Annotated in this window: 11 protein-coding genes; 4 read left to right on the top strand and 7 right to left on the bottom strand. The window is 65.6% G+C overall.

The features are described from left to right. Positions 1–2 precede the first annotated feature (2 nt). The 3 genes from ABS642_RS21670 to ABS642_RS21660 are packed head-to-tail and all read right to left on the bottom strand — an operon-like array spanning position 3 to position 1,578. On the bottom strand, positions 3–383 hold the full coding sequence (locus ABS642_RS21670) for a PLDc N-terminal domain-containing protein (RefSeq protein ID WP_350351734.1): 381 nt from the start codon (positions 381–383) through the stop codon (positions 3–5). A 38-nt stretch (positions 384–421) separates the two neighbouring features. Beyond that, positions 422–1,351 (bottom strand): aldo/keto reductase, encoded by a 930-nt coding sequence (locus ABS642_RS21665; protein ID WP_350351733.1) that lies wholly within the window; start codon positions 1,349–1,351, stop codon positions 422–424. A gap of 20 nt (positions 1,352–1,371) precedes the next feature. Further along, positions 1,372–1,578: an XRE family transcriptional regulator gene (locus ABS642_RS21660; protein WP_350351732.1), complete on the bottom strand. Its 207-nt coding sequence runs from the start codon at positions 1,576–1,578 to the stop codon at positions 1,372–1,374. Between the two features lie 118 nt (positions 1,579–1,696). On the opposite strand from ABS642_RS21660, the gene ABS642_RS21655 reads away from it, so the two are divergent. From ABS642_RS21655 to ABS642_RS21645, 3 genes are read left to right on the top strand one after another with little or no spacing between them, the layout of a single operon-like run. After that, a complete protein-coding gene (locus ABS642_RS21655; RefSeq protein ID WP_350351731.1) occupies positions 1,697–2,074 on the top strand; it encodes a helix-turn-helix transcriptional regulator in 378 nt (125 codons plus the stop codon). A 7-nt stretch (positions 2,075–2,081) separates the two neighbouring features. Continuing rightward, complete coding sequence (locus ABS642_RS21650) at positions 2,082–2,504, top strand: ImmA/IrrE family metallo-endopeptidase (RefSeq protein ID WP_350351730.1); 423 nt, start codon at positions 2,082–2,084, stop codon at positions 2,502–2,504. Positions 2,505–2,512: 8 nt separating this feature from the next. Further along, complete coding sequence (locus tag ABS642_RS21645) at positions 2,513–3,115, top strand: GNAT family protein (protein ID WP_350351729.1); 603 nt, start codon at positions 2,513–2,515, stop codon at positions 3,113–3,115. A 12-nt stretch (positions 3,116–3,127) separates the two neighbouring features. Here ABS642_RS21645 and ABS642_RS21640 read toward each other — a convergent pair whose 3' ends face one another. Further along, the gene (locus tag ABS642_RS21640) at positions 3,128–3,334 is read right to left on the bottom strand and encodes a hypothetical protein (RefSeq protein ID WP_282216493.1); all 207 of its coding nucleotides are present in this window, start codon (positions 3,332–3,334) and stop codon (positions 3,128–3,130) included. 94 nt (positions 3,335–3,428) lie between these two features. Between ABS642_RS21640 and ABS642_RS21635 the strand changes: the two genes are divergently transcribed. Next, a complete protein-coding gene (locus ABS642_RS21635; RefSeq protein ID WP_350351728.1) occupies positions 3,429–4,040 on the top strand; it encodes an NAD(P)H-dependent oxidoreductase in 612 nt (203 codons plus the stop codon). A 22-nt stretch (positions 4,041–4,062) separates the two neighbouring features. Here ABS642_RS21635 and ABS642_RS21630 read toward each other — a convergent pair whose 3' ends face one another. The 3 genes from ABS642_RS21630 to ABS642_RS21620 all read right to left on the bottom strand — a co-directional run bounded on the left by ABS642_RS21630 (position 4,063) and on the right by ABS642_RS21620 (position 11,719). Continuing rightward, complete coding sequence (locus ABS642_RS21630; protein WP_350351727.1) at positions 4,063–5,070, bottom strand: hypothetical protein; 1,008 nt, start codon at positions 5,068–5,070, stop codon at positions 4,063–4,065. Between the two features lie 284 nt (positions 5,071–5,354). Next, positions 5,355–8,939 carry a P-loop NTPase fold protein gene (locus ABS642_RS21625; protein WP_350351726.1) on the bottom strand — a complete coding sequence of 1,195 codons (3,585 nt, stop codon included), beginning with the start codon at positions 8,937–8,939 and terminating at the stop codon, positions 5,355–5,357. 398 nt (positions 8,940–9,337) lie between these two features. After that, positions 9,338–11,719, bottom strand: coding sequence for a hypothetical protein (locus tag ABS642_RS21620; protein WP_350351725.1), 2,382 nt, complete (start codon positions 11,717–11,719; stop codon positions 9,338–9,340). Positions 11,720–11,764 lie beyond the last annotated feature (45 nt).

The raw sequence follows: 11,764 nt of genomic DNA, 5'->3' as shown, positions 1-11,764 counted from the left end.
CCCTAGGACGCCGTCCCGGCGGCCGGTTCCTCGCCGTCTCGCCGGCGACGCTCGAGCTCTTCGCGGAGTCGCCATTCCTCGATCTCGCGATCGAGGTCGGCGATCTGCTGCTCGGTCGTGCGCACGTCTGTGGGCGGTGCCAGACGGACGTCGACAGGTCCCGCACGCCGCTCCGCCCGCCGCATCCGCGGGAGGGAGATGCCGGCCTCGCCGTACTCGCGACCGATCCCGAACCAGAGCGCGCTGCCGATCAGCGGCAGCAGGATCACGATGATGATCCACACCATCTTCGGCAGGTGCTTCACCTGGGAGTCGTCGCGCGTGATGACGTCGATCAGCGCGACGATCATCAGGGCGACGATGAGGATCGAGAGGAACGGCATGAGTTCAGGGTAGACGACGTCGGAAGCGACCGCTCGGCCTACGGGAGCACGTGGCCGCCGGCGCGGAACAGCTCGTACCACTCCGCGCGCGTGAGCTCGACATCGGCGCCTGCGGCGGCATCGCGGACCCGCTGCGGCGTGGTCGTGCCGAGCACGACCTGCATGTGCGCGGGGTGACGGGTGATCCAGGCGGTCGCGATCGCGATCGGCGTGACGCCGTACGAAGTCGCCAGCCGATCGATCACAGCGTTGAGCTCGGCGTACTCCGGGTTGCCGAGGAACACCCCGGTGAAGAAGCCGCCCTGGAACGGCGACCACGCCTGGACGGTGATGCCGTTGATGCGGCAGTACTCGACGATTCCGCCGCCGTCGCGGACCACGCTCTGCTCCTCTCCTGACATGTTCATCGCGACCGGCTGCGCGATGATCGGCGCGTGCGTGATCGACAGCTGCAGCTGATTCGCGATCAGCGGCTGGCGGACGGCCGTGCGCAGCAGGTCGATCTGACGAGGCGTGTGATTCGAGACACCGAACGCCCGCACTTTGCCCGCGGCCTCGAGCTCGTCGAACGCACGGGCGACCTCGTCGGGTTCCACGAGCGCGTCGGGGCGGTGGAGCAGGAGCACGTCGATCCGGTCGGTGCGCAGGGCCGCGAGGGATCCCTCTACCTGGCCGAGGATGTGCTCGTACGAGAAGTCGAACGTCCCCTGCTGCGGCACGATGCCGCACTTGGTCTGCAGCACGATCTCATCGCGCTCCGCGGAAGTGAGCTGCAGCGCATCGGCGAACCGCGACTCGCAGTGATGCATGCTGCCGCCGTAGATGTCGGCGTGATCGAAGAAGTCGATTCCCGATTCGCGTGCGGCGGCGTAGAGGTCGCGGATGTGCGCGTCGTCCTTGTCATCGATGCGCATCATTCCGGCGACGACGGCGGGGGCGGTGGCGGATCCGAACGGCACTGTCTTCATGTCGGACACGCTACCGCGCGTCACCGACCCGGAGGCCGCGGACTCGGAACGAGTGCGGACACCGGGACCCCGAGGGCGGTCGCGATGTCGGACAGATCCACCATGGTGAAGTCCTCGTGGAGATGCAGCTTCGACGCCAGGACCTCGCGGTCGATGCCGGTGCTAACCGAGAGCCATTCGACGGATCGGTCAGCCCGCTCGAGTTCGGACACGACGGCGGACGCCACCAAATGACTCGCTATCGCCCTCATCCGTCGACACTATCCTCCCGATCGAAAGCGAACAAGCGTCGAGTGAACCAATATGACGGCATCCTGGCTACATGCCGATGCTATGGTGAGCCAGATGGAGACACCTGCCGACCTTTTCAACGCCGCCGTCGGCCGACAGCTGCGCGCGGAGATCGCCGCCTCGAGGAGCAGCATCGCGGCGATGGCGCGGACCATCGGCATCGCTCGCAGCGCACTCGACAACTACGTCACGGGCAAGCGAGCCATCCCCGTCCCGATCGTCTACGCCGTCTGCGCGGCCGTCGATCTCGAACCTCATGTGCTCCTCTCCCGGGCCGAGGAGCGGCTTCAGGTCGAAGACGGCGCACCCCGCGCACGGATCAGCGTCCTCCGGCGCACACCCGATGTCCCCGGTCCGCGCGAAGATCTCTCCGAGGTCGCTTTCGCATCGCACCTCCGGCACGACGCCGACACCGACGACCTCTACGAATAGGGGAATCATGCACCCGCTCCTCCGCCTCGCCGAGGAGCACGGGGTGCGCGTGGTCGAGCGTCCCGGACCCACTCGCGGGGGCTTCGCGCCGGACTCCCGCACGATTCGGCTCGCCCCCGGCATGACTGTGCGCACGACCCGCAGCGTCCTCGCCCACGAACTCGGCCACGTCGTCCTCGGCCACACCCCGTCGACCGCGCCGGCGATCCGCCGACAGCAGGAGCGGCAGGCCGACGAATGGGCGGCGTGCCTGCTCATCACCGCCGACGCCTACGCAGCGGCGGAAGAGGCCCGCGGCCCTCACCTCGCCAGCCTCGCGTTCGAACTCGACGTCACGATAGAGCTCGTCCTGGCCTACCAGCGCCGTCTGCGGCGAATCGGCAGGGAGAACCTCTCCCACCGCAGCATGACCCCAGCGCTCGCTGGTTGAATGGCCCCATGGGCTTTCTCGTCACCCCCGTCCCCGTCACCCTCACCGGCGAACTCGTCGAACTCCGTCCCCTGGAACGCGCGCACGTCGCCGGCCTAGTCGAGGCGGTCGAGGAGGGCGACCTGTGGAAGACGGCGTGGTACACGTCTGTCCCGGCCCCCGATGGCGTCGCGGCCGAGGTCGACCGGCGCATCGGCCTGATCGAAAAGGGCGAGATGCTGCCGTTCACGGCGTTCGACGCCGCCGGCCGCGTCCTCGGACTGACGTCGTACTACGACATCGTCGCCGACGTGCCCCGCCTGCACATCGGGTACACCTGGAACCGCCCGTCGGCGCACGGCACGGGCACGAACGCGGAGTCCAAGCTCCTGCTGCTGCGACACGCGTTCGAGACGCTCGGGGTGTTCCGGGTCGGCCTGACGACGCAGTGGGTGAACTTCCAGTCGCGGGCGGCCATCGAGCGGCTCGGCGCCAAGCAGGACGGCGTGATGCGAGCCATGAGCCGTTACCGCAACGGCGCGCTGCGCGACAGCGTCGAGTTCTCGATCATCGAGCCGGAATGGCCCGCGGTGAAGGCCAACCTCGAGTCGCGGCTCGCGCGACGGCGCTGAGCGCGCCGTCGATCACTCGGTCGGGCTGCCCGACCAGTTGTCCTTGCGGCGGGTCGCGGAGCCGCGCGCACGCATCATGAAGGCGAGCGACAGGCTCACGATGAGAAGACCGGCGACGAAGACGTAAGCCGCGTACTCGTCTGGGAGCGACTGCGCGAGACCCATCAGCCAGATGCCTCCGAGGAAGAGGATCATGAAGAAGATGAAGCTGAGGATCACGGGATCTCCTGTCGTAGCGGCCGCCCTCTAGCGTACCGGACGGGCGGAGGAAACCCCCTGGGGTCGGGCTGGAGGGCCGTGGTTCTCTCGCTGCATGAAGGCTCCCCTGACGGCCATCGCCCTTTCCTGCACCCTGAAGCCCTCCCCCGGCGAGTCGAGCTCGGATCTGCTCGCGTCGCAGATCCTCACGGCCCTGGCGGGGCACGGCGTCACCGGGGAGGTCGTCCGTGTCGTCGACCACGTGATCAGCCCCGGCGTGGAGAAGGACATGGGTGGAGACGACGAGTGGCCGAGCGTGCGGCGTCGGATCCTCGATGCCGACATCCTGGTGCTCGTCACGCCGACCTGGATGGGACAGCACTCGAGCGTCGCTCAGCGTGTGCTCGAACGACTCGACGCCGAGCTCAGTGAGACGGATGCCCGCGGCCGACTCACACTGCTCGACAAGGTCGCGATCGCCGGGATCGTCGGCAACGAGGACGGCGCGCATCACATCGCCGGGATCCTCTTCCAGTGCCTCAACGATGTCGGGTACACGATCCCCTCGCAGTCCTCGGTCTACTGGAACGGCGAAGCCATGCACACGACCGACTACCAGGACCTCGACGAGACGCCGGAGAAGGTGGCGGCCGCCACGGCGACCGCGGCCCGGAATGCGGTACATCTCGCGCGGGTGCTGCGGGAGCGCGAGTATCCGAACAGCTGAGGCCCGGGACGTCGCTCGGGATTCACGGGCGCGTGAAGGTGATGATCTCGCCACGGCGTGCGCGCTTCACGCTCAGGCCTGCGAGCTCCAGGCGTCGGAAGACACGGCGAGGCAGGACGGGGAGCTCGGCCGTACGGCCGGCCGGGGGCTTCGCCAGCCCCGCGACGACCGACAGATCGACGCCGGCGCCGCGCACCTCGATCCGGGCGTAGTCGCTGCGGGAGCGCCACAGCAGGAACTCGAGATCGCGGAACGGAACGACGTGGTCCGCTTCCCCCACCCGCACGCGGAGTTCGTCGTTGCCGAAGGCGATGACGCACGCGACCATCCGCCGCCGCAGCACCGCGGTCAACGCCAGGTACACCGGCAGGGCGATCAGGGCCCCCACGACGATGATCATCAGCCGAGGCCCCAGGCGCAGCACGAAGTCGTCGAACGCGATCAGCAGCAGCGTGCCGAAGAGCCCGAAGACGATCACGATGCCGACGATCGCACCTGTGAGGGCCTTCATCCGGAGCGGGATGCCGTTGATGCGCACGCTCGACCCGTCACCGCTCTCCTCGCGCTCCCACTCGACGGTCGTGGGCAGCGGATGCTTCCTCCGTTCGCGTCGCGTCAACGCGTCGGTGACGCGGCTGAGCAGTCCGAGCCAGATCCACCCAGTCGCCGGGATCGCGGCGATCTGCAGCACGACCGCGACACCGCTCACCCACTCCGGGAGAGGTTCGAGCAGCTCGCTCCCGTACTCGACCACGAACGCGACAGTCGCACCGAGGACCACGGCGACACCGATGTGCAGGTACGCGCCGTTGCGAGACGGCGTCATGCGCAGCGTTGCGTTGACGAAGGCGAAGCCGAAGAACCACCCGCCGACCAGCATCAACAGCATCGGGAAGAAGCTCAGGTCGTCGCCCGCGAGCGTCGCGACGATCGCGCCGAGAAGGAGCAGCGCGCCCCAGAGCAGAGGGTTGCGGATGAGCTTGCGCCCCACGGTCGCGCGCACCGCGGCGTCGGTCGTCGGCTCGCTCATCGGAGCGCTTCGCATCGACACGCGGAGACCGTTCCCTTCACAATCGAGCACATCGAGGGGTGGACCGAACTCGCCATCGACCGCGACTACCTCAGCGCGTTTTCCCTGCGACTGCGCGGCTCCCTCGGCGCTTGACGCGAAAGGGCCTGCGTAGCGCGCACGCACAGCCCCGTTGGAAGAACCTCGCGTTCGTCGGGGCTCGGTCCGCCAGTGCGCACATCTTCCCGGGCACGCTCCAGCCCACTGTTCGCATCGACACAGTCGTTCAGATCGGGATCAATGCGTCAGCCCCGCCCGGACATGCGCTTTACGACGTCCCTCAGCGGCGACTTCTTCGTCGCGAACCCCCTGTCGACGAGCCATGAGATGTCTTTCTTGGCGACGAGCCCTTCACCCTCCTCCGCCCACGCAGACACCAGCGGACGGAGTGTCCTCACGGCAGTTGAGGACAGCTCGCTGACATAGGCGCGCAACAGCAGAAGACCCAACGCGAGTTCTGTGCGCTTCTTGTCCTGCGCCATCACCTTGATCATCGCGCGCACTTCATCAGCGGCGTCGCGCGTAGCGGGCAACGCGAGGAAGGCCTTCACCGCGCGCTCACGTGGCGCAACAGTCTTCGCCTCGCGGACAGCCGCCGCCGTTTCCTCGTAGATTGTGACCGCCTGACCCGGCTCGCTGAGCGTGCGCAACTGGCCGAGAAGCCCGTCCTTCTTCATTAGGAATCGCCATGCCGCGCCTCGCTGCTCTTCCGTCGCGTTCGCGCCATACCGGCGCCATGCCTCTTGCGGCAGCGATGCCGCATTCGGAAGGCGCTCCACCTCGGACACGAGAGGAGCGGTAGACAGCCACGATGCCGCGAGGGCACGGGAGAGCTTCGCGTCTGCGATCCCGAAGAACGCTTCTGGTGGAAGGTGGGTAATGCTCACACCGCCGGCGAGCGCCCGGTGCTGAGCTGCGAGGATCACGCGCACGGGGAGCTCCGGAGGTGCCTGCTCCCACGGTTTCGCTTCCGTCAACCGGCCGGCGACACTCGCCGCGAATGACGGACGCTCCTTCTCGACCGCGAGAACGATGGTTCGCACGTCGGCACCCTCAGTTTGAGCGGCGACAGTCGCCGTCACATACAGCTCTGCGCGGTCCGCGTCGGTGGCACGCTCGGAGTCTTCCGTACCGTCGGAGTGCACAGCCTCAAGGGTGTCCAGCACATTGAGCAGACGCAGTTGCGTCTCGAAGCGGGAGTCCGAGTATTCGGACCAGTCGGTTGCCAGGTCGCCATGGACCAGATCGTCGAACTTCTGATGGTCGAAGGCGTCTGAGGGAAGGGCCGCGATTCGCTGGGCGGCAGCTGCTCCGCTTTCCCGGACTGTCTCATGGCCACTCTCGGCGACGAGTGCCAGAACGGCGTGAAGTGCATCTTGTTTGAGCGACGACGACACCGTTGCGTTAGCGTCCAGTTTGTCAGCCCAGCGGCTGTGTGCCCGCGGCGGCCGCTCGAGGATTGCTCCGAGCAGGAGAGAGTTCGCCTCCGCGGCTTGCCCTCGCTCGATGTCACGGTCGATGAGTGAATCATGGAGATTGAAAAAGCCTTGATTCTTTTCAACCCGCCGGAGGATGCGGAGAAAGTCTCGCCGCATCTCCGAGCCGAGTGCCATCTCGGCCCACCCTGCTGCGAGTTCTGCCGCGATGCCGCGGTTCGCCTCACGTTGCCCCTCGTACGCGGCGTCGTTCTCTGCGTCCTGTTCTTCCGCGGCGGTCTTGGCCGCGGCAGTCGCCGCGGCCGGCTCGACGGGTTCGGGGGCTTTCGCGGTGAGACCCGCAGCGAGAGCATCAATTTGCTTCCAGGACAACTCCGCCTCAAGATCTTGCGAGAACCGCACGAAGAATGCCGAAGCGACGTCTGGCACTGAAAGCGCATGTTGCAGCACGAGGGGCAGCATGTGGTCTCTCGCACTCTCCCAGTCGTCATCGCGGAGGGAATCGGTGAGCGACTTGACCACCTGGACGACACCGGCGTCGGCCTGGGCTGCAGCGACGTTGAGCACTGCTTTCAGCTCTGCTTCCGTATAGACGACGGCGACGGCTGCGCTGTATCCCTGAACACTCTGCAAGGTCATGCGCTCGACCGACGAGGACGCACGTCCGCCAAGCAGCCGGGCAAGGTCGGGGTTTATTGTCTCCAGCTCGGCCGCGACTTCTCCCGCGAGCACGACCAATCGATCCGAAGCGTCCTTCGTCTCTTTCTCCGTCTGGTCAAGGAGGTATCGGATCGCTTGTTCAAGGTCGTGTTCGCTCGCGCCGCTGAGCGCGTTGATCACATCCTGTCGCGGCATGTCGGCAGCGGAAAGAAGCTCGTGATAGACGCCAGGGTCATTGAACGCGAGCAGCGAGCCGTCCGAGTGCATCATGATGAGATCCGCTCGCGGTTCAGGCACGTGACGTTCCCGCAGCAGCCGTAGGTAGCGCTGGAGGTTCTCTTCGAGCTGCTCGGCCACCTCCCCGCGATTGTCCTTACCGACGACTTCGTCCAGCGGGACTCCGTCAGCTGCCCCGCCTTCGGAGTACTGCTCAACGAGATCGAGGAGCGACTGACGCGTCGGCACCTCTTGGCGGTAGAGGAAGCGCATGAGCGCAGGCTCCTTCTCCAGGTCCGCGGCGAGGCGGGGAAATTCCGTCTGCAGAACCGTGAGGACCGCGATCTCTTCCGCCCTCTCGAGCCATGAGAAACCCATCCCCTCGTACACCCTCGCGTTCACGGCGAAGTCGTTGAGAAGAACCTTAGTGCGGCGGGGGCTTGCCAGGTGCATCGGGGACAGAATGTTCACAACCCTGTCCAGGAGGTCCGGGCTCTGAGCACGAAGCTGCCCCCAGACTCCGCCACGCTCGCGGACCAGTGAGGCGGCGAAGCGACGGAACGTATGGACCGGTTGCGGTGGGAGGGCCAGTTGGAACTGGAAGATCTTGTCGAGGTACTCCCCGCTCGTGCGATAGTACGGGGCGGCGTTCTCCCGGGGGACGTTCTGGCCGAGCTCGTTGGCGATGACGCCTGCAACGGCCTCCCGGTCGAAAGCGACGACAAACACGCAGCGCGGGTGCCCGAGGAAGGTGCGCAGACCCTCCAACGTCGCCATCACGTCTTTCGGACTGCACCGGTCGAGCTCATCGATGAAGATCACCATGCGGTGCTTCTTCTTGGTGTCGAGGATGTTGTCGAACAGTTTCCCGAATTGAGCGACGTGGCTGGGCGTCGATTTCGATACCGTCACTTTCGACAGTTCGATGACGGCGAGAAGGACGACGACGAAGACCGTCCCGCTAGCGGCCATGCTCGAGAACGCGCTGAAGTTCTCGATGAAGAGGGATCCATATTGTCGCTGCACGCCAAGAAGGAGCTGGATGAGGGTCCACAGCGCCGGGAGCCCGAAGAAGATCACGCCAAGGAAACCGACGAGAGTCCACACGCGCACTGCCGTGGACCATTTCAAGTCCGCGAGGGGACCGCGGACCGAGCTCGTCGACTGAAAAAGCGTGTCGGAGATCTTGACGTCGGCGTCCACCTGCTCAGCGACCTCGTACAGGAAGTTCGTTCGAAACCCTGTGCCGGCGTTCTTCCACGCGTCGAAGGTGATGTGCTGAGTCTTCACGGGGTTCTTCTTGAGCTCCTCGCGAAGCAGCGCATGAAAGCTGCTCTTTCCCGATCCCCAAGGACCAAACAACGCGATGTTCACGTTGCCGACGGATGACACCGCCAGCTCAGCCACCCTCTTCGCGAGGACACGGTGATGAAGCAGATCATCCTTCTCCCCGATGCTTCCTTTACGCGCACCGAGAGGCTCGTCCCGGACGAGGTCCGCTTCGCTGAGTACCTGCATGCTCCCGGTTCCCCCTTGTTGCCCGATTGCACCCGACTCTATCGGGCTGAATGGACATTGGTCGCGCTCGTCGATCCGAGGGAATCATCGCAAGGCGGTCATCGGTCCAGGGTCGGCGGTCGAGCTGGCGCTGAGCGATTGGATACGAACTCATCCCCCGGTCGGCCCAGACCCGCTGCCTGCCCGTCGCACGCTCGGAGTCCTCGTTAGGCGCGCGTCGAAGTCCCTCCCGCCCGAGACGCAGCGCGAATTCGTAGATGTTCGTAACGACGCGATGCGCAACGTCCTCACCCCCACCCGGGCTCAGGCGGAGGAGGCTTTCCGATTCGCGCAGGACATCGTCACGGGCCTACAACCACATTTCACGCCCGAAAGCCTGCGGTAGGCGCGAGACCGAATCAGACCTGCCCGAGGCCCGTCAGCGAGCTCGCTGCGGCAGGGAACGGAGCGAGGTTCACTGCCTGTCGCTCAACATGGGCGAGGTCCGTGGCGTTCCACTCTGGTTCCGATGTCGCCAAGATGATTCGATCCGCGCGCAGCGCCTGGGCGATACGGAGGATCTTCTTGGTCTGCGTTCCGCGGGATCCCTTCGCGAAATGGCCGCTGCTTTTCGCCTCCACCAATATGACCTCGTTGTCCACGTTCGCGATGAGGTCGATCTCGGCCACGGCACGATTTGTCTCAAGGTCGAAGAACTCCAGCTCTGGCACATCGGCGTACACTCGGCTCTCCCGGCGCAGCTCCGCCGCTGCCAGCAGGGGAATGTCGCCATGTTCTTTCAGTAGATCGCGGAACGGGGTGAACAGGTCGTAGTACCAAGCGGGCTCGACTCCTTCCCGCCACCGGGCCGAGACCAGCGGGTTGGTCGCCGCGCATTGCGGACATTCGTACTCCTGCCCGAGGCGGTCCGCATCGACGAAAGACGTGCGCCGGCAGTCGTTGCACCGCAGCACGAGTCCCCGCCGAAGCAGTCGTGAAGAAGCGAGAGCGTCGACGAGCGTTACGACCTGCTCATCCGAACCGACGAGCGCACTCATCTTCGCGAACGTCAAGTACGGGTCCAATGCCACCACCACGACGCCCGCTTCATGGGCCTTCGGCGTCGTCTCATGACGGATGAAAGCCCGGAGCAGGGGAAGCGTCGTCGGCGTGATGACATCCATCAGCCGGTCCCGCGATCCCAGCCGACGGGCGACCAGCTCGGTCTGCCGGCCGGGCTGCGACAACCGGACCCCAAGCCCCTCAGGACGCACCATCCCCTCGACCCACCGTCTCATCGACAGACTCCGCAGCCGTGGACGACCCAGGCGCCCACGCAGCAAGGAGTTGCCCATAACCAGCCCCATAGACGCGGGGTTGAACGTCACGCCAATCTTGCTAGCCCGCATCGCGACCTCCGGGAATGCGCCCACGTCGACAGCATGCAGACTCGTCGCGGGGAGATCCCGACCGCGCGGCGCAACATCCCCGGCAAATGTCACGTCCACGTACCAGTACGGGACCTTTCCAGAGCCGACCGGATACATCAATGACGTCGGAACGGGGCAGTCGAGGCCATTGACCGCCTCGAGAGTGCCGTCACTTGTCGCCTGCATCGGGAGGAGAATCGACGAGCTCAGATGCTCCTCGACTACGAGTTGCGTGTACGAGCGGTCGATCTGCGGAGGCCGGAGCTGAACGGTGTCAGAACCCTGCACGGCCTCGCGATGTCTGCCGAGACGCTGGAACTCGTAGTTGGGTTCCTGCAGGCGCGCGGCCATCTCCGCGACTGCCTCATCAGGCAGCGAATGCGAGGACACGGTCAAATGCGCTGCCTGCTGTTCGAGATGAGAGGTCACCCACCACAGAGCGGACCGAAGCTGCCAGAGAGCGTCTTCGTCATCCAGCATGCCGCTCGTCACCCAAAAACCCCGGCCGAGAATCCTGTCGTACGCGAGAGCAAGCGCGAAATCCGCGCCCGTATCCCCGACGACGACCGCCGCCATGTCCTGAGACATCCCCTGAGACACGTGCAACAGTCCCGGGTGCACGTCGAATATAGTCGAGATCTCGTCAGCTCGAACGTGTGAGTCCTCCGGGGTAAAGATGAGCGATGCGGGTGCGATTCCCTCGCGCTGAATCGCCCACTCAATGACGTCCGGAGCAGGTTCCGCGCGCGAGTATACAGCGTCGTCGATCACCCCGGCACGCGCAGCCAACATTAACCCGAGATCACTCCGCCACCTCGACGAAGCCGCCAACACCTGAGTGTCCGGCACCGGTGCGACAGCAAGTCCTCGATGAAAACGGTCACCGCGATCTACTGCGCGCAGGGACTTGTGCATCTCATGCGGCCGGGCTGTCTGCCCTCGCCGCACGAGCGCGCTGCGCAGTGGCGAACACCAGGAGGCGACGATGTCACGTGCGCGAACACTCGGCGCGGCAGGGATGCTTTCGCGGATCGACTGAATGAGTGTCGCGCGCTCCTCCCCCGACATCTCGTCGGGGGTCGAGATACTTCCCGGATACCAGGATTCGAACTCGTGCGCGGGAATCTTCATCGAGACCACATGGTCGGGGTCGTACGCCCGCACGATCTCGGCGAACTCCGGAGATGGCTCGCCGGTCGCCATGTTGTGCGGAACCAGGATGAATCCGCCACCTCCCCAGTACTCAGAGGCGAGCTCGAGCGCCCGCATAGCCCAGTCACGCCAGTGTTCGTCGACCGGGAAGAGTATGGCCACTCTCGGAGGTCGCAGTGAAAGCGTCGCGCCGCGAAACGTCGTCTCAGAGTTGGTCACCTTTGCATCTAAGCGCACGTGCCCTCAGTCCGGTGGTCGAGTGAT

This window comes from Microbacterium sp. A8/3-1, from assembly GCF_040267695.1.
In the GTDB taxonomy this organism is placed as follows: domain Bacteria; phylum Actinomycetota; class Actinomycetes; order Actinomycetales; family Microbacteriaceae; genus Microbacterium; species Microbacterium luteolum.
The sequence above is the reverse complement of the archived record's forward strand: the minus strand, read 5'-3'. Positions and strand labels throughout refer to the sequence as shown.